Consider the following 20,582-nt stretch of genomic DNA (forward strand, 5'->3'; position numbering starts at 1 on the left):
CCCCCATGACCATCACCTCCGTTCCTGCCGCGGGCGCAGCACCTATCCAGGACATTTCTGAACTGGGCCTCCGCGAGTCCGCCACCTTCGACCGCGCCACCATCGCCGACATCCAGCGCGCGGCCGCCACCGGCGTGTACGACATCCGCGGCTGGGGCGCCAAGCGCAAGGTCCCGCACTTCGACGACCTGCTCTTCCTCGGCGCCTCCATGTCCCGCTACCCGCTGGAGGGCTACCGCGAAAAGTGCGATACCGACGTCGTCCTCGGCGACCGGTACGCCAGCCGCCCGCTGCACCTGCAGACCCCGGTGACCATCGCCGGCATGAGCTTTGGCGCCCTCTCCGCCAACGCCAAGGAAGCGCTGGGGCGCGGCGCGTCCGAGGTGGGAACCTCCACAACCACGGGCGACGGCGGCATGACGCCCGAGGAGCGCGGCCAGTCCAGGCACCTGGTGTACCAGTACCTGCCGTCCCGGTACGGCATGAACCCTGACGACCTCCGCAAGGCGGACGCCATCGAGATCGTGCTCGGCCAAGGCGCCAAGCCCGGCGGCGGGGGCATGCTCCTGGGCCAGAAAATCACCGAACGCGTCGCCGGGATGCGCACCCTGCCGGTGGGCATCGACCAGCGCTCCGCCAGCCGCCACCCGGACTGGACCGGCCCGGACGACCTGGAAATCAAGATCGGCGAGCTGCGTGAAATCACCGACTGGAAAACCCCCATTTACGTCAAGATCGGCGCCTCCCGGCCGTACTACGACACCGCCCTGGCAGTGAAGTCCGGCGCGGATGTGGTGGTGGTGGACGGGATGCAGGGCGGAACCGCCGCCACGCAGCAGGTGTTCATCGAGAACGTGGGCATCCCCACCCTGGCCGCCATCCCGCAGGCCGTCCAGGCCCTCCAGGAACTCGGCGTCCACCGCAAGGTCCAGCTCATCGTCTCCGGCGGAATCCGGACGGGGGCCGACGTCGCCAAGGCCATGGCCCTGGGTGCCGACGCCGTGGCCATCGGCACCGCGGCGCTGATCGCGCTGGGCGACAACGATCCCCGCTACGCTGCCGAATACTCCGCGCTGGGTTCCGCCGCCGGCTTCTACGACGACTTCCAGGACGGCCGCGACCCCGCCGGCATCACCACCCAGGACCCCGAATTGTCCTCCCGGCTCGACCCGGTGGTTGCCGGCAAGCGCCTGGCCAACTACCTGCGCGTCCTGACCATGGAGGCCCAGACCATCGCCCGGGCCTGCGGAAAGTCGCACCTGCACAACCTGGAACCGGAGGACCTGGTGGCACTGACCATCGAGGCGGCCGCCATGGCCCGGGTGCCGCTGGCCGGGACCAGCTGGATCCCGGGGGCAGGCCAAGGGGGCTTCTGATGACCGAGGCTTCCGACTATGTGGTGGTGGGTGCCGGCCTGGCCGGCGCCGCCACCGCCTGGCAACTGGCATCCCGCGGCCACCAGGTCACCCTGCTGGAACGCGACATCCCCGCCGCGCACGACGGCAGTTCCCACGGATCCGCCCGGATCTTCCGCTACGCCTACCCGGACCCGTTCTACACACAGGCGGTGCTGGACTCGAAAGTCCTGTGGGACAGGCTCGCCCTGGATGCCGGCACGGAGCTGATCACACCTTTCGGGGCGGTGGACCACGGGTCCAGGCGGCAACCGGACCTGCTCGCCAAGGTGCTCGCCGACGTCGGAATTGACCACGAACTCCTCTCCGCCGCGGACGCCCGGAAGCGGTGGCCGCAGATCGCCTTCGACACGGAGGTCCTCTGGCACCCCGCTGCCGGCGTGATCGACGCCGAAACCGCGGTCAACGCCATGGTGTCCCTCGCCGTCAGGAAGGGGGCGCGGCTACTGACGGGCTGGCACCTGGAGAGCATTGAGCGGGACGGCACCGGCTACCGCCTCTTCTCCTCCATCGGGGAAACGTTCGACGCGGGCCACGTGGTGGTCAGCGCGGGCGGCTGGCTGCCGGAGCTGCTGGGCTCCCTGTCACTTCCGGCGGGCTTCCTGGCCGCGCTCCCGGCGATCACCGTCCGGCAGGAGCAGGCGTTCCACTTCCGGTACAGGGACCACGACGGCGGCGCAGCCCCGGGTGCGGGCCCCTGGCCGACGTTCATCCACAAGGCGGCGGACATCCAGGCCTACGGTCTGCCCGGGGGCCGGGATGCCGGGTTCGCGGGCCAGAAAGTCGCCGAATACAACGGCGGCAGGCTCATTCCTTCCGCGGCAGGCCAGACGGGCCGGGTGGACCCGGCCAACCGCGCACGGGTGGTGGACTACGTGCGCCGCTGCCTGCCCGGCCTGGACCCGGAACCGTACGCCGAAACCACCTGCCTGTTCACCAACACTCCAAACGAGGACTTCCTCATCGACCGCGTGGACAACCTCACCGTCGTCTCGCCGTGCTCCGGGCACGGGGCAAAGTTCGCACCCCTGATCGGCCGGTGGGCAGCGGACGTGGCCACCGGCAGCGGGAATGTTCCGGACCGGTTCCGGAGCGCCTCTTCCACAGCATTCACCACCTAGAACGGACACCGTGAGCATTTCCCAGACAGCACCGGCGGCGGAGGCCCTGCCCTCCGCCGCAGCCGGCACATCCACTGTTACCGGCCTCCTGCAGGACATCTCCACCGTCGGCAGGGATGCCTCCCGCGGCGGCTACTCCCGCCCGGTATTCTCCACCGCCGAGACGGACCTCCGCAGTTGGTTCATTGAGCAGGCGGCCCGGCGCGGGCTGGACGTGCACACGGATGCCAACGGGATTATCTGGGCCTGGTGGGACACAGCAACGGGAGTGCGGAAAGACGCCGTCGCCACCGGAAGCCACCTCGATTCCGTCCCCGGCGGCGGGGCGTACGACGGCCCGCTGGGGGTCGCCTCGGCACTGGTCGCCGTCGACCTCCTCAAAGCGCGGAACTTCCGGCCGCGGCGGCCGCTGGCGATCGCCGTCTTCCCGGAAGAGGAGGGGTCGCGGTTCGGCGTGGCCTGCCTGGGCTCACGGCTCCTCACCGGGGAACTGGAGGCCAACAAGGCGCGCAACCTCAAAGACCCGGACGGCAACACGTATGCGGATGTCGCCGCGGCAAACGGCCAGGACCCGCGGCTTATCGGCGCGGACTACAAGACCCTGCAGCAGCTGGGGATGTTCGTGGAACTGCACGTCGAGCAGGGGCGGGGGCTGATCGACCTCAACCAGCCGGTGGCCATCGGCTCGTCGATCCTGGGCCACGGCCGCTGGAAGCTGAGCATCACGGGGGAGGGGAACCACGCCGGCACCACGCTGATGAAGGACCGCCGGGACCCGATGATCGCCGCGGCCAAGGTGATGGTTTCCATCCGGGACACTGCCCGCAAATACCGTGACGCCCGTGCCACCGTGGGCCGGCTGCAGCCCGTTCCCGGCGGCACCAACGTCATCGCCTCCCGCGTGGACCTGTGGATCGACGTCCGGCACCCGGAGGACTCGGTCACCGCGGCCCTGGTGGAAGCCATCGGGCTCAACGCCCAGGTCCTTGCCGCCGAGGAAAACTGCACGGCGAGCCTGGGCACGGAGTCCCTGAGCCCCACAGTGCATTTTGACGGCGGGCTGCGGGACCGGCTGCGGGAACTGCTGCCTTCCGCGCCGGTGCTGGACACCGGCGCCGGCCACGACGCCGGCGTGCTGGCCGCGCACCTGCCCACCGCCATGCTGTTCGTCCGGAATCCCACGGGCGTCTCGCATTCACCGGACGAACTGGTGGAGGACTGGGACGCCGAAGCCGGCGCGCTCGCCCTGGCGGACTCACTCTCCGGCCTGCTGGGTGAGGCACGGGCGATCGGCTAGCGCCGCCGTCGTCCGTCCACCCGCCTAAGATGGCTGACATGACCGAACAGGCCCGGGACCGCGCAGAAGACCAGCACGCCGGCGACGGATCTGCAGAGGTAGCCGGGCGCCTGGAACAGGTCATCGCGGCGCAGGTGCGGCACTACCGCACGGCCGCAGGCCTGTCGTCCGCTGAGCTTGCCGCCCGCACCGGCCTGTCCAAAGCCATGATTTCGCGGGTGGAAACAGCCACCACATCCTGCTCGCTCACCACTTTGCAGCGGCTGGCGGACGGACTGAAGGTTCCCGTGACCGCGCTGTTCCGCGGCGCGGACACGGACCGGGACGCCACCTTCACCAAGAGCGGCCAGGGAAGCCTCACCGTCCGCAGCGGAACCCAGCATGGCCACGAATACCGTGTCCTGGGCACGCTGAAAGGGCGCACCGACGCCATCGAACCCACGCTGGTCACCCTCACCGACGCCTCCGACGTGTTTCCCCTCTTCCAGCACCCGGGCACCGAGTTCATCTACATGCTCTCCGGCAGGATGGTGTACGGCCACGGCTCCTACGAATACGCCATGGAAGCGGGCGACTCGCTGCTGCTGGACGGCGAAGGCCCCCACGGACCGCTGGAGCTGCTGGACCTGCCCATCCAGTTCCTGGCGATTTCCGCCAAATAGCTTCCTGTTGCCGGCTGTTTCTGCAGCAACTCCTGCGTGCGGCGGGACGCCTGAAACTCGGTGGCGGATGACCGAAACGATCATTTAACACGCCGGAAACCCACCCAGAAACAGCCGCCATACAGTTGGAACCAGACGGCAACAGCCGCCCCTCCGCTGAACGTGGTCTCTCCATCCGCGTCCCTCCACGGAGCGGCTCTGACGGCAACTTACCGTTCTCTCTTCGCATCTTGAAAGGGGTTTCCCATGGATTCGGGAAATGTCGCTTGGATTTTGGCCAGCTCGGCGCTGGTTTGCATGATGATCCCCGCCCTGGCCCTGTTTTACGGGGGCATGGTGGGGTCGCGGCGCATCCTCAACATGATGATGATGTGCTTTGGCGGCGCCAGCCTGGTGGCCGTGCTCTGGGCATTGTTCGGGTACTCGATGGCGTTCGGCAACTCGGTTGGGGGGCTGGGGCTGATCGGTGACGTCACCGAGTTCCCCGGCATGGGGCAGATGCTGGCAAAGGATGACGCAGCGTCCATCCCGGTCATCCTGTTCGCCGCATTCCAGCTGTTCTTCGCCTGCGTCACCACGGCACTGGTTGCCGGCGCGGCGGCCGGGCGCATGAAGTTCGGCGCCTGGATGCTGTTCGCAGGCATCTGGGCCACCGTGGTCTACTTCCCCATCGCGCACTGGGTGTTCGCATTCGACTCGGCGGACGGCAGCACGGCTGGCGGCTGGATCGCCAACGGCATCAAGGCCATCGACTTCGCAGGCGGCACCGCGGTCCACATGAACGCCGGTGCGGCCGCTCTGGCCCTGGCCCTGGTCCTCGGCAAGAGCTCCGGCTGGCCCAAGGTGGAACACGCCAAGCCGCACAGCCGGCCGCTGGTCCTGGTGGGCGCAGGCCTGCTGTGGGTGGGCTGGTTCGGCTTCAACGCCGGTTCCGCCCTCTCCGCCGGCCAGTCGGCGTCGGTGGTCTTCCTCAACACCGCTGTGGCCGCATCCGCCGGCCTGCTCGCCTGGGCCCTGGTGGAGCGCGTCCGCCACGGTGCCGCCACCAGCATGGGCGCCGCCTCCGGCCTGATCTCCGCTCTCGTGGCCATCACCCCCGCCTGTGGTGCCGTCAGCCCATTGGGCGCGGTGGCCATCGGCGCCATCGCCGGCGCTGTCTGCTCCCTGGCCATCGAGCTGAAGTTCCGGCTCGGCTTCGACGATTCCCTCGACGTCGTCGGTGTCCACCTGGTGGGCGGCATCCTGGGAACCCTGCTCATCGGCCTCTTCGCCACCGACGCAGCACCCAACGCCGTCAGCGGCCTGTTCTACGGCGGCGGGGTTGAACTGCTGGGCGTCCAGGCCCTGGCCACCGTCACGGTCCTGGTCTACTCCTTCGGCATCACCTGGGTCCTGGCAAAGATCCTGGACAAGACCATCGGCCTGCGCATCAAGCCAGAGGACGAACTGCGCGGCATCGACCTCGCGGCCCACTCCGAGCTGGCGTACCTGACGGACGAGGACCCGGTGGAGCTGGGCTCGCCGCAGCGCGTCTCGTAAAAGCTGCCGGGCGCCCGCCTGCTGGGGGCGGCGCCCGGTGCAGTGTTCACGCGGAGTGTCCCACGCGCCCCAGCGCACGAGTCAGGGCCAAACCTTGGACCGGTGCCGGCAGCCGCCGGCTTATAGTTCCGGGGTTTGGCCCTTCTGTGTTCAGTGTTCCGTGCAGACCAGGATGCCGTCGCGCACCTCAAGCACCGCGGCCCGTATGTGGCTCAGCCGGGTGCGCGGGTCCGGCGCCATGGTGCCGATGTCCTCGCCGTTCCAGTGCGGGTGCGTGAAGTAGACCAGCAGTGCCCGCTCCGCGCCGCCGTCGCCAGAGTCCCCACCCTCAAGCGAGACCACGTCCGCGTGGCGTCCGACGACGGCCCGCCCGTCCACCGATTCCGGCGCCGTGAGGATCAGCCCGTCCAGGTGCTCCTGCCGGGTCCAGTTTCCGGTAGCGTCGCGGGAGCGGTAGACGCCCTGGCCTCGCCATTCGTCCACGATCATCCAGTACCAGCCGCCCAGCCGGAAGACCTTGGGCCCTTCGTGCGGCCGGCCAGGGATCGCGACGCCCTCGCGGACCCAGGATGCTGGATCCGCCGGGGTCTCCGTCACGGCGCTGTAAGTATTTGAGCCTCGGGTTTCGTCCTTGTACCAGAGCCGGTACCGGCCGTCCCCGCACCGTGCCACGGCGGCGTCGATGACCCGCGGTGAGGCCAGGTCCACGGCGCCCAGGTACTCCCAGTGCTCCAAGTCGCGGCTGGCGAGCTGGACGATTCCGGCCGTCCCGGTCCAGTCGGTGCGCCTGCCGCCGAGGACCGAGAGGTACATGATCCACCGGTCGCCGATGCGTACGACGTCGGGCGCCCAGAGGGTTGCCGGAAGGTCCGTTCCGGGCGGGATAAGTCCTCCGGCGGTGCCTTCGTAGCGCCAGGTGGCGCCGCCGTCGGACGACCTTGCGACGCCAATCCCGGTGCCGTGCACCCATTCAACCCCCGTCAGCCCCGGAGCGGTGGCGCGGCGCTGCGTGTAGAAGAGGACCCACTCGCCCCGCAGGTGGTCCGCCACCAGGACGGGATCTGTGGGGCCGTCCCACACCGGGTCGCGGTACGGGGTGGCAAAGGCGTCAGGACGCAGGTGGGGGAGGGCCGGCGGTGCAGTCATGTGCTGGGACACAATTTCTCCAACGTTGTAGTTTGCGTTGGGCACCAGCATAGGCGTCGATTTTCGACGCGCAAACGCACTTGCGCTGCGCGGATTCGCTGGCGCTACCAAGATGTGGGCCGCGACAGTGAAGATGCGCGTCGAAAACCGGATGCGCGTCGGTAACGACGGGACCTACTCCTTGAACAGGCCCGCCAGGTCCTCGGCCGTGATGGCCCCGCCGGACAGGGCATCGCCCTCCATGACGTCGGCAAACAGCTGCGACTTCCGGGTCTTCAGCGCCATGACCTTCTCCTCGATAGTGTCCTTGGCCACCAGCCGGTACACCATCACGTTCCGGGCCTGCCCAATCCGGTGCGTCCGGTCAACAGCCTGCGCCTCGGACGCCGGGTTCCACCACGGATCGAGCAGGAACACGTAGTCGGCCTCCGTGAGGTTGAGCCCAAAACCGCCGGCCTTCAGCGAAATCAGGAACACCGGCGCGCTGCCGTTCTTGAACTCACTGACCACGTCGGCGCGGTTCCGCGTGCTGCCGTCGAGGTAGCAGTACTCGATGTCCTCCTCGTCCAGGCGCTCCCGGACCTTGCCCAGGAACCCGGTGAACTGGCTGAAGATCAGCGCGCGGTGCCCCTCGGCCACGAGGTCCTCGAGCTGTTCGAACAACACATCCAGCTTGCTGGACCGCACCGCTGACAACGCCGGGTCCACCAGCGACACGTCCAGGCTCAACTGCCGCAGCAGGGTCAGCGACTGGAAGATGGTGAACCGGTTCTTGTTGACGTCCTCGATCAGTCCCAGGATCTTCTGCCGCTCGCGCTGCAGGTGCGTCTGGTACACCTTCTGGTGCCGCGGGTTCAGCACCACTTCAAGGATCTGTTCCTGCTTGGGCGGCAGGTCCTTGATCACCTGGTCCTTGGTTCGGCGCATCATCAGCGGGCGGACCCGGCGGCGGAGTTTTTCCAGCTGCCCCTTGTCGCCGTTCTTTTCCACCGGCTTCTGGTAGTACTCCGCGAAGCGCTTGGGGCTGGAGAACAGGCCGGGGGCCACGATGGAGGTCAGCGCCCAGAACTCCATGAGGTTGTTCTCCAGCGGAGTGCCCGTGATGGCGAGCTTGAACGCGGCCGGCAGCTTCCGTGCACACTGGTACGCCTTGGACTGGTGGTTCTTGACGAACTGCGCCTCATCCAGCACCAGCCCGTTCCAGGTGCGGGAGGCGTAGGCCTCGTAATCGATGCGGAACAAGGCATAGGAGGTGATGACGATGTCGGCACCGTCAAGGGCCTCCGCCACCTCCTGGCCGCTCTTGGCAAAGGTCTCGCCGACCGTCCGAACGGTCAGCCCCGGCGCAAACCGGGCCGCTTCGAGGGCCCAGTTGCCCACCACGCTGGTGGGCGCCACCACCAGGAAAGGCGCGACGGCGGCGGGCCGGCTTTCAGCGGCAGCGGCAGCACCGGCGTTGGTATTCCCGTCGTCGGTGTTCCCGCCGTCGGTATTCCCAAGGGACGAAGCAGCCGCGGCGGCCAGCTCCTTGGCGGCGCACATCAAGGCCAGGGCCTGCACGGTCTTGCCCAGGCCCATGTCGTCAGCCAGGATGCCGCCCAACCCGTGCTTGTACAGGAAGCTGAGCCAGTTGTAGCCCTCCAGCTGGTACGGCCGCAGCTCCGCGTTCAAGGTGGGGGGCAGCGGCAGCCCGTCCGTGCCGCCCTCCAAGAGACCGCCCACGGCGGACCGCCAGGCCGCGGCCTGTTCGTCCACGATTCCCAACTGTGCCAGTTCATCCCAGAGCCCCGCCTGGAACCGGCTGATCTGCAGCGGCGCATCCTTGTTGTCCTGCAGCGCCCTGGCTTCCTCGATCAGGGCCCGCAGCTGGTGCAGTTCCGGGAGGTCAAGGGAGAAGTAGGCGCCGCTGGGCAGCAGCATCTTGGTCTGTCCCGCGGCCAGGGCGGAGAACACGGCGGCGAAGGAAACAGGCTGGCCTTCCAGGGAAATCTGGATGCCCAGGTCGAACCAGTCGCGCTGCTCAGTTGCCTTGGTGGAGATGGACACCACCGGGGCTTCTTCAGCCTCGCGGTAGTCGGCGATGTCGCCCACCGTCTCCACGTCAACGTCCGGCGCCTCCCGCAGCCGCGGCAGCACTTCCTCGGTGAAGGCCAGCGTGTCCAGGCCCGTCAGTTCGGCCGACGCGGCCAGCCGGGGAGTGCCCCAGCCGCCCGTGGCGGACTCGCCCAGCGCGGGCACCACGTCCCACGGACGGCCAATGCCCTCAAGGATGCGGGACTCCGCCGTGTCATCGCGGTAGCCCGCATCGCCGGGGTGCCGCCACAGAGGTTGCGCGGTGACCAGCTTGCCGGTCTTGTAGTGCCACTCCCAGTGCAGCCGCACCCGGTGGTCCGCCCCGTAATTGGCCAGCAGCGACAGGGTGGGGACGGCCAGTTCGGGCAGTTCCACCGACTCGTCGCGGGCCGTCACCCGGGCCGCCTGCTTGAGCTTTGGATAAAAGCCCGTGAGGAAGCGTGACTCGTCCCTGGCAGGTATGTGCAGGGTGCTTGCGGTCGTGACGAACGCCAGCAGTTCCTCGCTGAGCCCGTTCTCCAGCGGCGCCAGGGTGATGGTTCCGTCGGGGTCGGGGACGCCGGGCAGCGCGGCCTCGCCGGATGTGAAGAACAGCCCGTGCGCCGGCCGTCCGATGGTGCCCACCGACGCCGGATCAACCTCAGCGCCCTCCACGGTGATGGTAGGCGACAGCTCCAGCCCGCCGTCGGAGGTCCCGGCGGTGGTGCCGGCCTCAGCGGCGTCCGCCACCGGAGTGCCGTACCGGCTCAGGGAAAGCCCGACGGCGGCAGGGGCCTCGGCCAGCCGGACCGGCCCGGTGCCGCGCGAGTGGACGAGGGCGAGCCCGATCTTCCCGGCCTCGGACAGCAGGCTCCACAGGTTCTTCCCCGAGTAGGAGTTCAGGCTCAGCCACAGTCCCGCGGAGTTGTGCATCCGGCTGGCGGTAGAGGAGTGGCCGGCGAGGAACTCCTGCAGCCATTCCACGTGCGCCTGGTTGGATTCGCGCCGGAAGTTCAGGTAGTTCAGGGTGTTCCAGGAAACGTCGCCGCGGATCCACTTGCCCTTGGCCCCCATGATGACGGGCCGCGCCTTGAGCTGCCGCACCCCGCGCACCGGGTCCCGGCGCCCCGTGTAGGAGAAATGCGGCGGCGGTTCCTCGATCTCGAACTGCAGGGCCAGGGGAACGCCGCTGGTGGAAGGGGCTGAACCGGGCTGGGAAATCAGCGGGCTGAGGGCCTGTTCCCAGTCGGACAGGACCGCCGAGGGTGCGCGGGATACCTGCGTGGAGGTGGACGGCGCCAGCAGCTGCACCCGGATGGACGGGTTGTCCTCAGCCGCGAACAGCAAGGCCGCCACGTGCTTGCAGTCCTTGCGGACCGGGCAGCTGCACACTCCCACGGTGCAGCTCCAGCCGCCCGCCTTCCGGACCAGCTTGGCCGTGGTGGAATAAGGGACCTCCGCGCCGCCCCGGACCTTTCCCAGCATGAGGCCGGTGCCGCCGTCGAACGATATTCCCGAGACCCTGCTCGCCATGGCATAGGCCAGCCCGGCCGCCAGCGAGCGGTCGTTGATGGCGGGTGTCTGTATTGCCAGTTCCGCACTTTCGTCCGGTTGGGATGGCATGTACGCGCTACTTTCGGCAGGTCACGGCGGGGCCGGGTCCGGTGGGTGGTTATCTGATCCATCTTAGTTCGCCCCGCGGCACGCCCATGCCGGGCGCCTTCCCGGCCGGCCCCGAAAACTTCGCTTGACGTTCATTTGTCCGCCGATCCTGCCGTGGCCCGGCCGCCGTAGCGTGAAGGCGTCCGGCGTACCACCACCCCAGCAAGGAGTGCCATGACCACCAGCCAGCAGCCCGTCGTCCTGACCAGCAGCAGCATCGAAGGCAGGGACGAGGAGGTGGTGGAGGCCAACGTGGCCATCATCGATGCAATGCACAACGCCCTGCTGGCCACGGAGGACATGTCCCCCGTGGCCGTCCGCAGCTATTTTGTGGACTTCTACCTTTGCCAGGCCCTGGAGGGCGGGTTCGCGCAATACGCCGTCATGGCGGCCGCACGGTCCGCCATGGACACGCTGGTCCGGGAGGGGATGGCCGGAATGGGCGCCGGCGCGCACCTGGACCTGTTCAACCGCGCCGTGGACGCCTACGACGCACTGACCGCCGAAACAGCTGCCGCCTACCTGGACGGCATCGATGGCATCGGTGCCGTGCCCGACGGCGTCTTCCGGATGGAAGAGCTCGACGGCGAGTATGAAGAGCTGCTGGAACGCGAAAACATCACTGCCCTCAATGCCCGCTGGCTGCGCGCCCAGGCGGACCTTCTGGTGCTGGACGATGAGGAAGTGGGCCCGTATATCCAGCGCCTCGCGGCAACCCTGGTTCCCAGGGAGAAAGAAAATTCGAGGCGCCCGTAACCTTTCCGCAACCGGAGGCGATGTAGTCCGTGATGGGTCCGCCCGGCGGACCCGATCCGATGTGTTGTCTAGGTTTGGAGAAGTTAGATGTCTGTGTTCACCGTTCTCGCCACCAGCAAAGTCGCCGCCGGAGTCCTGGCTGCAGGAACCCTGGCAGTGGGAGGAACCGGCGCCGCCGCCGTCTCGGGCGTCCTTCCCACCCAGGCCCAGCAGACCGCCCACGAGCTCTTCGGCGCACCTGCCCCCAAGCTTGCAGCCGAAGCAGCGGCTGACGCCCAGGCCACCCCGGCGCCCACGGCGACCGAAGCTGTGACCGGTGCCCTGAAGACCGCCGACGCCGATGCTTCCGCCACGGCTTCCGGTTCGGCTGCGGCCTCCGACGACAAGGTCACCGCCGGTGCGACTGCTTCCGCGGCAGCCAACACCGCCGTTGACGCCGCCGGCCCGGCGGCCCTGGGCCTGTGCACCGCCTACACCCACGGTGGCGTGGACGCTTCCTCCAAGGCGTTCTCCTCGCTGTCCATCGCAGCCCAGGGTGAGGCGAACATCGAGGGCTACTGCACCGACGTCGTGGCCAAGGCCGATGCCGCTGCCAAGGCTGCGGCCGAGGCCAAGGGCTCCGCTGCCGTCGAGGCTGAGAAGCCTGAGCTTCCGTCCGCTCCCGCCGTTCCGGCAGTTCCTGCCGTCCCGGGTGCCGACGGCGCAACCGCTGTTCCTGCCGTTCCTGCCGTTCCCGCCGTGGGCGGCGACACCGTGCACGCTCCGTCGGTTTCCACCCGCTAAGGCACGTTGGCTAGTCTGGACTGCGGCCGCCGCTCCGGCTGCGGCCGCAGTCCAGGCAGCCGGCCGGGCGCGCACGCCTTTGGAAGTGCACCCCCGCCAGGCCTGCAAAGAGGCAGCTGGAAGGCCACGGAGACTGGCAGTCCGTACCGGAAACCGGGACAGGGCGCGGGCCGGATCCCGGGATGGAGGAGCCGCTGGTGCTAGACACTTTGGTCCAGGAAGAGATCGACATATTCGACAACGCGGCCGGAACCGATCCGGCCGTGTTGTTCGCGGCTGCCTATCGAACCTTCGCGGGGCCGGTGCACGGCTACCTCAAGGCCCGCGGCCTGGATGATCCCGAAGCTGTCACCCAGGACGTCTTCCTGGCCTTTTATCCCAAAATCGGCAGCCTCACCGGCGGTCTGGCGGGCGCCAAGTCCCTGCTCTTTTCCATCGCGCATGCCCGCATGGTGGACCACTACCGCCGGCTGGAGCGCAGGCCGCAGCTGACACCGTACGATCCCCAGCAGGACGGCCGCACCTCGCCGTCCGCGGAGGACCACGCCGTGGAACTGACCGCCGGGGCCGCGGCGATGCTGGAAGGCCTCAGCGCGGAACACCAGGAAGTGCTGGCCCTGCGTGTCGTGGCGGACCTGTCCATCGACCAGGTTGCCGACATCATGGGCAAGAGCGCCGGAGCCATCAAACAGCTCCAGCGCCGCGCCCTGCAGAACCTCAAGGCCCAAACGCTCAAGAGAAACCAGGCGAACCATGAGTGACACCGCAGGATCCCGCAACGACGGGACCGTTGACCAGCTCCTGCTGGAGGCCGGCGTGGACGACGACGGCCAGCTCCGTGATGCCCTGGTCAACCTGCGCGCCCTCGCGGCAGGCACCCCTGAGCCCTCCGCCGAAATCGCGGCCCTGATGGCGGGAACTTCCACTGCCGGCCCCGCCCCCACCACCGTGCTCTCCGCCGCCGAACCTGCGGCACCGTCCACGCGTCCGGCCGGCCGCCCGGCCGATGAACTCGCCGCGCGCCGCAAGGCCAAGCGCCGGATCACGCTCACCACCTTGTCTGTGGCCGCTTCGCTCGCGGCAGGTGGTGCCGTTGCCGCTGCTTCGGACCAGGGGTTCCGGGAATCCTTCACCCAGCTGAACCACGCCGTCACGTCATTCGTGACAGGGTCCACTGCGGCACCCACCGGCCACGACATGCCGCAGGTGCCCGCGCCACAGCCTGCGGCGCCCGCCCCGCAGGCAACCAGCGGCCCGGACGCCGTCCCGGCGGCACCGGCCCCGGCTTCGGCACCTGCCGGTGCGGCGCCGTCGGGTGTTCCGGCACACGGAAACACGCCCAGCCATGGGGCTGCCACGCAGCAGCCCGCGGCTACGGAGCCGTCACTGCCCGCCACCGTTACGGAGGATGTCAGGAAGGGCCTGGAACCAAGCTCCAAGCTGCCCGTTCCCGTGCCCACGGAAGTCCCCCTCCCGGGCAAGGTCCCGGACGTTCCCCTGAAGTAGGCCCGACCAGTGGGCCTGCAGGCCTAGTAGCCCTGGCCGGCTGCCTTGATCATCGCGCCCGACGGGTCCGACAGGTACCAGACGCCGCCCACACCCTGGCCCAGGATGTCGCCCGGCTTGGTGTCCTTTGCGAAGTAATAGAGTGGCATGCCGTTCAGTGTCACCTGCTTCTTCCCGTCAGGGGTGCTGATGGTGCCCAGCTTGCCGGTCACGCCTTCGCCCGCGGGGGAGCCCGAGGTGGTGGTCAGCGGCGGCCACTGGACCAGGCAGGAGCCGGTGCAGGCGCTGGTGCCGGAGTCCTTGGTGTCCTTGGTGAAGAAATAGAGGCTCATTCCCTTCGCATCCACCACAATGCTGCCTGCGGATGAGGATGCCGTTTTGAGGTCGATGGCGGCGCCCGCCTGGGTCGATGACGCGGAGGCTGAGGCGGTGCCGGACGAAGAAACCGTGGCGGACGCGGTGCTGGAGGCACCCGTGGCCGGGCTGGTGGCCGACGGAGTGGTCCCGGTGCTGCTGCCGCAGCCGGTGAGGGCTGCCGCCAGGGCCAGGATGGCAAGGCCTGGCCCGACATGGTGCTTCATGATGTGCTCCTTGGCTGGTGTTTCCTGCTGATGCTGGTGCAGGCGCCCGGAGCTGAATTGCCGGACGCTAACCCCTACGACGCTTCCAGGTAAAGAATGGTTCACAGGCGCGCTCCGGAGCCGCCCGGTTGAACCTTTTCCTGCTGCCCAACGTGGTAACAGCCGGGAGCGCAGGATGCCGTGGCGTTCCACGCTGTGCAGTGATGTGAACGGGCAGGGACGGGGGAAGCGGGATGCCGCTTGACGACAAGGTGGTGGAAGCCATCTACCGTGAACACGGCGGCGCCCTGCGCCGGTTCGTGCTCAGCGCCATCCGGGATCCGCAGCTCGCGGAGGACGTGGTGCAGGAAACCGTGCTGCGCGTCTGGCAGCATGCGCCGGACATCAACGGCAGCTTCCGCAGTTATCTGTACCGCACGGCCAGGAACATCATGATCGACAATTACCGCCGGAGCCAGCGCCGGCCGAACGAGGCGCTGGAGAGCAGCCTTACCGACCCCGCCGCAGTGATGGGCCGCGTTGACGAGATGCTCAACCGGGTCCTGATGGAGGAAGCGCTGCTGCGGCTGAGCAAGGAACACCGGGACGTCCTGGTGGCCCTGCACTACCGCAGGTTCACGGTCAACGAGGCGGCCGTCCAGCTCAACATCCCCAGCGGAACGGTCAAATCCCGCGCCTTCTATGCGCTTCGGGCACTGCGCACCATCCTGGACGAGATGGGGGTGGAGCGGTGAACACCGACCTCCACCACCTGCTGGGTGCTTACGTCCTGGGCGGCCTGGATCCCGACGACCTCGCACTCTTCGAGGCACACCTCCAGGACTGCGGCGCCTGCCGCAGGGAACTGGCGGTGCTGGAGAAGGTGCCCATGCTCCTTGACTCCCTTCCGGTCCCCGACGCCGTGGCGCTGACCGCCGTCCCCGGCGGCAGCGGGGGTGCCGGCGCCACCCCTGCCCGCCTGCTCGACGAACTGGGCCGCCGGCGTCGGACATTACGACGGCGGTGGGCGGCGCTGGCAGGTGCCCTTGCCGCCGCGTGCCTGGCCGTGGGACTTGCGGTGGGTCCCCTGCTCGCCAGGCCGCCGCATCCGGACGCCACCTACTCGGTGGCATCCGGGGGAGGGCTGCAGGTCAACATCGACATGGCCCGGAAGACGTGGGGAACCGAGCTTGCGGTGAGCGGCAGCAGCCTCCCGGCGGAAGGGACCCTTTCACTGTGGGTGCGCGACCGCGCCGGCGGGGAGGACCGTGCCTGCGCCTGGACGGCCACCCCGAGCGGGAAGGTCAAGGTCACCGGGGCAACCCCCATCCAGCTGGGCAGCATCTCAAGCGTGGAACTGCGCGACGGCGCCCAGCACGCGGTGGCGGTCATTACCGTTCCCTAGGGTGTGAGTCCCCTGAACTCCGCGACCAGTGACTCGTCCTCGCAGGCGCGGGCGAAGGCCTCGATCCGCCGTTCGATCTCGTAGCCCAGCAGCCGGCTGCCGATCCGTTCCATGAGGGGCCGGAGCGCAGCCGGGCGGCACGAAAAGGTGTATTTCCAGACCGCCCGGGTGCCGCCGTCGTCCGCCGTGAAACGCCAGCCGCCGCCGAAGTTGGTGAAGAACCAGGGGCCGGAGACCATGGTCATGCCCACGTTGCGGGGCGGCGCATAGGAGACATACTGGCTCACCATCGCCAGGCCAAGCCGGGACCTGGTGCGGGTGCGGACGCCTTTTCCTGGCGCATGGGCGCCGTCAAGGAAGCCCTGGGCGGAGATGAAAGGGTCCCACTTGAGCCGGAAGTCCCCGGTGGTTTGGGAGAGGGCGAAGGCAGTCTCCGGATCGATGCGGATCAAGCGTTCGGCACGTACCTGGGGCATGCCTCTACCTAACCATGCTGATTGACGGCTTACTTGGTCATTTTGGCCAGCCGCGCGCGCATGATCATGTATGCGCCGTAGCAGACCAGTCCGGCTCCCACCGCGGCCAGCAGGTAGGGGCCCAGCGGCTGGTCGCGGAGGGCCCGCAGCCCGCCGTCCAGGCCGGTGGAATCCTCAGGGTGCTCCTTGAGCGTGGCGATGGCGATAAGCAGTCCGGCCAGCAGCAGCACGGTTCCCTTGGCCAGGTAGCCCGCCACCCCCAGGGCCGTCACCGCTGTCCTGGCCGGGCCGGGGGAAGGCATCCGCAACTGCTTCTCAAACGATTTCTTTGGTCCCCGGATGCCGTACGCCACGCCCGTGACTGCCACCGCCACGCCGATCAGGACGAGCAGCGCCACCCCGCCAGGGGCCTGCATCATGGAAATGGTGAAGTCGCTGGCGGCCTTCCGGTTGTCATCGCCCGTCCCCGTGCCCATGGCGAAGTGCCACAGGGTCAGGGCCAGGACGGCGTACACGATCGCCTGCAGGGCGGCCTTGGCCTTGTTCTTGATCTTCTTCCTGGTGGGCTGGTGGTTGAAGTCGAAGATGGCGTCGCCGGTCTGCCAGAGGGACAGTGCGGCGCAGGCGGCGAAGCTTCCCCACAGCAGGAACGGCCCCACGGGCATGGTGGCAAGTTCGGCAACGGCGCCGCTGAAGTCGGCGTGGCCCGTGCCGCCCATGGCCAGGCGGATGGCGATGGCACCCACCAGCAGGTGCAGGATGCCGCTGGCTGCGAATCCGGACCGTGCCAGGATCTCGAGGACGCGCGAATTGGTGACGTCCTCTGCCGTGTCGACGGCCTGTTTCAGTTCTTCTTTGATCGTCGTTCCTTTGGACAGGCGCGTTGTGCGCCGCTGTGCGTGCCCTTCTTACACGGGTAATCGTGCCATGCCGGCCGGGCCCGGAACAGCCGGCCTGGAACAGCCGGCCCCGAACAGCCGGCCCGGAGCAGCCGGCCTGGAACAGCCGGCCCGGAACAGCCGGCCTCGAGCAGCCCGCCCGGCACGGCTCCACAGGAGACCGGCCACCCGATGCCCGGTTGCACAGGCATCCGCGGGCGATGGGGAGGGATCCCCATCGCCGGGCCCCGGCAGCCTGTGCAACCATAAGGACCAGCGATTGACACGTACCGCACCTTTCCCGGGGGAACCATGACTTTTTACGGCGCAGACACCAGCCAGTTGCGGGCGCTGGCCAAGGCGGCAGACCAGGCAGCGTCGCTGCTGAGCAGCCGGGCAGGGTCACTGCACAGCCAGATCCAGTCCGCGCCGTGGAAGGGCCGGGACGGGGACCGCTTCCGCCAGGAGTGGAGTGCCAGCCACCGGCCCAGCCTGGACAAGGTGGTGGCCAGCCTGCGGGAGAACTCGAAAATCCTGATGAAGCATGCCGACGAGCAGGAAAAGGCGTCGGCCGCCGGCGGGTCCGGCACCAGCGCTTGGGACCGGCTGACGTCGCTGGCCGCGCAGGCCAGGGAATGGCTCAGGGAAAAGGCCGAGGCAGCCAGGGCGGCGGCAGAACACCGCCGGGAGCTCGAGTCCGGGCTGGACCGGATGCTTAACGCCAGCCCGGAAGAGCAGGCGAAGTGGTGGGCCGCCCTCTCCGACGCGGACCGGAAATACCTGATTGAGGGCGAAGGCAGCGACGGCCCTTTCGCCGAGGACCTGATGCGCATGGATGGCGGCATTCCCGCCGCCGCCCAGCAGCTGGCCAAGCAGCACCTGCAGGAGCTGGCAAAGGCGGACATTCCGGTTTACTCGGAGACCGGGAAGGCCTCCATCGAGGCCCGGGTGGCCTGGGTCCATGGCGGTGCCGAGGTGGGGACCGAAGTGGTGGAGAACGCCGATGGTTCCGCCACGATGAAGGTTTACGGAAACATGGGCCTGGGCGTCAACGACACCACCGGTACGGCGGGGGCAACACTGACCGGGGAGGTCTCCCGCGAGTACACGTTCGCCAGCGTTGAGGAAGCGATGGCGGCGCGCCAACAGATGTACCGCGACCTCCCGCCGGACAGCATCGGCGAGATCAAGGACGTGGCGGGCAACCCGCCCGGATACATCCTGGACACCATCAATGATGCGGCGAAGGACAACGGCTCCACAGGGCAGACGGACAAGGCCAAGGGCACGTTTTCGCTGGCTGCCGAGGGTGAGGCCGGCACCGCGTCCGGCGGGGCAAAGCTTGACCTTGCGTACGAGCGGAACCTCACGGACGGTACCTCCACAGCCAGCGGCGAGGTCTCGGCGCAGGGCAAGCTCAACCTGGACGGCAGGGTCTTCGAGGCCTCCGGCAAGGGCGGGCTGCAGGTCACCATGGACAAGGGCAACAACATCGAGTCAGTCTCCGTATCCATGGACGGCACCGTGGCCCAGGGGGTGACCTCCGGCGTGAAATCCGAGGCCGCCAAGTTCGATTCCACCGTGACTGCCGGAACGCAGGGGACGGTGAAGATTGATGTGGACTACTCACCGGAGAACCGGCCCGTCATTGACAGCTACCTTCGCAACGTCGCCCTGGGGAATGAGGCGGGCGCCGCCCGCGACGCCGCCCGCCTGTACGAGGCCGGCTCCGCCACCATCCAGGTGAACTCCGTGCTGACGGCCACCAACGAGGCAGGGTTCGACGTCAAGGTGGGTGAGGTGGAGGTCAAGACCGAGAACCAGTCCACCACCAACGTGTCCACATACTACAAAGTCCCCAATGACACCAAGCTCGAGAGGCTCTGAAACCAATGTCAGTGCACATCGAATCCCCGCTGGGCTTCACCGCAGACTTTCCCGAGCACACCCAGGTTCTGGATGATTCCACGGCCGGGCCCAACAGCGAGCAGTACGGCCTGCTGGGCGGCGTCCTGGTCACGGTGATCAAGGACGATACCTCGGTGCAGGATGCACCGCAGGCCACCGGCTGGGCGCACCTGATGTCAGGGTTCTACCTTGAGGAACGCGGCGGCACCCTCCTGGCGGAGGGCGGGCTGAACCTGCCCGGCAAGGCCGCCTATGCGGTGGTTGTGGGATATGACGACGACGGCGGGCCGGCCAAGGTGGCGGCCACCGTGGGCGTGTGGGAAAGCGGGCGGTTCATTGGCGTGGTGGTCATCTGGCCCTACCTGAACCCGGAGGCCGAACCCCGGCTGGATATGCTCAAGGAGATCGTGGCCTCGATCAGCGTGGCCTGACTGCCGCCCGGCACCCCTCAGCGGCGGCGGTAGCAGAGATCGAAGATCAGGCGGCCTGCCTCGTGGGCCTTCGACTCGAAGCTGGTCCGGATCCTGCCCTCGAAGCGGGGAGCCCAGCCGCCCGTTTCATCCACGCCTTCGTTGGGACCGGTGTGCTCCGTGCTCACCGGTGCGCGTCCCTCGCGGACGGGGGCGCCGCCCACCACCGATTCGACGCCGGACTGCCATACCTGGGTGAGCGGGCTTTCGGGTCCGCGGCGCTCTCCGGTGTGCAGGTTCTCGAAGTCCGCTGAGCCTGCCATGACGTCCCGGACGTGGACGGCATAGTTGGACCAGTCGGTGGCGATCCGGAACAGGCCGCCGGGCTTCAGCGCCCGGGCCGCCAGCTTGGCGAACTCCGGCTGGATGAGCCGGCGTTTGTGATGCCGCGACTTATGCCAGGGATCGGGGAAAAAGACCCACAGTTCGCTGACCGAGCCTTCGGGCAGCATGGTTGCCAGCACCTCCGGGGCATTTGCCTCCACCACCCGGACGTTGTCCAGGCCGCGGCTGTTGATCTTGATGATCGTGTTGGCCAAGCCCGGGGTGTAGACCTCGACGGCCAGGAAGTTGGTGTCCGGGTTCTGTTCGGCCGCATGGCAGATGGCGTCGCCAAGGCCGGAGCCGATTTCGACGATAAGCGGGGCCTCCCGGCCGAACTCTGCGGCCGCGTCGAAGGTGTAGTCGGGGTGGACCGAGGTGTTGGCCACGTGACGTGGAACGTTGACGGCCCAGCGCTCGGCGTGCTCTGCCCAGGCAGCCTGCCGCCGGCCCTGCAGCCTGGTGCCGCGGCGCACGAAGCTGACAGGCCGGCCGCCGTAGGTGCCAAAGGAGGCCTGGGTCCCGGGCGTAACGGGCCTGGGGACATGCGGCTGCTGGGGGTTTTCAGGGGATTCGCTCATCCCTTCCAGAATAGCGCCGCGGGGGCAGCGGAAGATCAGGGCGG

Annotated in this window: 19 protein-coding genes; 13 read left to right on the forward strand and 6 right to left on the reverse strand. The window is 68.3% G+C overall.

Annotated elements, in window-relative coordinates; translation table 11 throughout:
* Positions 1-5 precede the first annotated feature (5 nt).
* The 5 genes from ACV095_RS01915 to ACV095_RS01935 all read left to right on the forward strand — a co-directional run bounded on the left by ACV095_RS01915 (position 6) and on the right by ACV095_RS01935 (position 6,034).
* Positions 6-1,376: an FMN-binding glutamate synthase family protein gene (locus tag ACV095_RS01915; protein WP_018770056.1), complete on the forward strand. Its 1,371-nt coding sequence runs from the start codon at positions 6-8 to the stop codon at positions 1,374-1,376.
* Positions 1,376-2,536, forward strand: coding sequence for an FAD-dependent oxidoreductase (locus tag ACV095_RS01920; RefSeq protein WP_478222788.1), 1,161 nt, complete (start codon positions 1,376-1,378; stop codon positions 2,534-2,536). The genes ACV095_RS01915 and ACV095_RS01920 overlap by 1 nt, the downstream gene beginning before the upstream one ends.
* Before the next feature lie 10 nt (positions 2,537-2,546).
* Positions 2,547-3,833, forward strand: a complete 1,287-nt coding sequence (locus tag ACV095_RS01925; protein ID WP_478222789.1) for an allantoate amidohydrolase — start codon at positions 2,547-2,549, stop codon at positions 3,831-3,833.
* A gap of 38 nt (positions 3,834-3,871) precedes the next feature.
* Complete coding sequence (locus ACV095_RS01930; RefSeq protein ID WP_018770059.1) at positions 3,872-4,495, forward strand: helix-turn-helix domain-containing protein; 624 nt, start codon at positions 3,872-3,874, stop codon at positions 4,493-4,495.
* A gap of 246 nt (positions 4,496-4,741) precedes the next feature.
* Entirely contained in the window at positions 4,742-6,034 is a 1,293-nt protein-coding gene (locus tag ACV095_RS01935) for an ammonium transporter (protein WP_018770060.1), read from the forward strand.
* A gap of 150 nt (positions 6,035-6,184) precedes the next feature.
* On the opposite strand, the gene ACV095_RS01940 is transcribed toward ACV095_RS01935, so the two are convergent.
* Positions 6,185-7,231: a family 43 glycosylhydrolase gene (locus tag ACV095_RS01940; protein ID WP_478222790.1), complete on the reverse strand. Its 1,047-nt coding sequence runs from the start codon at positions 7,229-7,231 to the stop codon at positions 6,185-6,187.
* 123 nt (positions 7,232-7,354) lie between these two features.
* The gene (locus ACV095_RS01945; RefSeq protein ID WP_478222791.1) at positions 7,355-10,855 is read right to left on the reverse strand and encodes a DEAD/DEAH box helicase; all 3,501 of its coding nucleotides are present in this window, start codon (positions 10,853-10,855) and stop codon (positions 7,355-7,357) included.
* 213 nt (positions 10,856-11,068) lie between these two features.
* Between ACV095_RS01945 and ACV095_RS01950 the strand changes: the two genes are divergently transcribed.
* From ACV095_RS01950 to ACV095_RS01965, 4 genes are all read left to right on the forward strand, one after another.
* On the forward strand, positions 11,069-11,650 hold the full coding sequence (locus ACV095_RS01950; protein ID WP_235509806.1) for a DMP19 family protein: 582 nt from the start codon (positions 11,069-11,071) through the stop codon (positions 11,648-11,650).
* 87 nt (positions 11,651-11,737) lie between these two features.
* Positions 11,738-12,433: a hypothetical protein gene (locus tag ACV095_RS01955; RefSeq protein ID WP_056391814.1), complete on the forward strand. Its 696-nt coding sequence runs from the start codon at positions 11,738-11,740 to the stop codon at positions 12,431-12,433.
* Between the two features lie 182 nt (positions 12,434-12,615).
* A complete protein-coding gene (locus tag ACV095_RS01960) occupies positions 12,616-13,194 on the forward strand; it encodes an RNA polymerase sigma factor (protein ID WP_018770065.1) in 579 nt (192 codons plus the stop codon).
* Positions 13,187-13,939 (forward strand): hypothetical protein, encoded by a 753-nt coding sequence (locus ACV095_RS01965; RefSeq protein ID WP_478222792.1) that lies wholly within the window; start codon positions 13,187-13,189, stop codon positions 13,937-13,939. The genes ACV095_RS01960 and ACV095_RS01965 overlap by 8 nt, the downstream gene beginning before the upstream one ends.
* A gap of 23 nt (positions 13,940-13,962) precedes the next feature.
* Here ACV095_RS01965 and ACV095_RS01970 read toward each other — a convergent pair whose 3' ends face one another.
* Positions 13,963-14,520 (reverse strand): COG4315 family predicted lipoprotein, encoded by a 558-nt coding sequence (locus ACV095_RS01970; protein ID WP_478222793.1) that lies wholly within the window; start codon positions 14,518-14,520, stop codon positions 13,963-13,965.
* A 233-nt stretch (positions 14,521-14,753) separates the two neighbouring features.
* Between ACV095_RS01970 and ACV095_RS01975 the strand changes: the two genes are divergently transcribed.
* Positions 14,754-15,254: a sigma-70 family RNA polymerase sigma factor gene (locus ACV095_RS01975; protein WP_478222794.1), complete on the forward strand. Its 501-nt coding sequence runs from the start codon at positions 14,754-14,756 to the stop codon at positions 15,252-15,254.
* A complete protein-coding gene (locus ACV095_RS01980; RefSeq protein ID WP_478222795.1) occupies positions 15,251-15,904 on the forward strand; it encodes an anti-sigma factor family protein in 654 nt (217 codons plus the stop codon). The genes ACV095_RS01975 and ACV095_RS01980 overlap by 4 nt, the downstream gene beginning before the upstream one ends.
* Here the strand turns inward: ACV095_RS01980 and ACV095_RS01985 are convergent.
* Positions 15,901-16,380, reverse strand: coding sequence for an SRPBCC family protein (locus tag ACV095_RS01985; RefSeq protein ID WP_478222796.1), 480 nt, complete (start codon positions 16,378-16,380; stop codon positions 15,901-15,903). The genes ACV095_RS01980 and ACV095_RS01985 overlap by 4 nt on opposite strands.
* A gap of 29 nt (positions 16,381-16,409) precedes the next feature.
* A complete protein-coding gene (locus tag ACV095_RS01990; RefSeq protein WP_043425048.1) occupies positions 16,410-17,228 on the reverse strand; it encodes a DUF1206 domain-containing protein in 819 nt (272 codons plus the stop codon).
* Positions 17,229-17,570: 342 nt separating this feature from the next.
* Between ACV095_RS01990 and ACV095_RS01995 the strand changes: the two genes are divergently transcribed.
* Complete coding sequence (locus tag ACV095_RS01995; RefSeq protein ID WP_268002084.1) at positions 17,571-19,145, forward strand: fimbrial protein; 1,575 nt, start codon at positions 17,571-17,573, stop codon at positions 19,143-19,145.
* 5 nt (positions 19,146-19,150) lie between these two features.
* Entirely contained in the window at positions 19,151-19,597 is a 447-nt protein-coding gene (locus tag ACV095_RS02000; protein ID WP_018770073.1) for a hypothetical protein, read from the forward strand.
* 17 nt (positions 19,598-19,614) lie between these two features.
* Here the strand turns inward: ACV095_RS02000 and trmB are convergent, their stop codons facing one another.
* Complete coding sequence (gene trmB, locus ACV095_RS02005) at positions 19,615-20,538, reverse strand: tRNA (guanosine(46)-N7)-methyltransferase TrmB (RefSeq protein WP_018770074.1); 924 nt, start codon at positions 20,536-20,538, stop codon at positions 19,615-19,617.
* Between the last annotated feature and the right edge of the window lie 44 nt (positions 20,539-20,582).

This window comes from Arthrobacter sp. JDC6 (genome assembly GCF_056484025.1).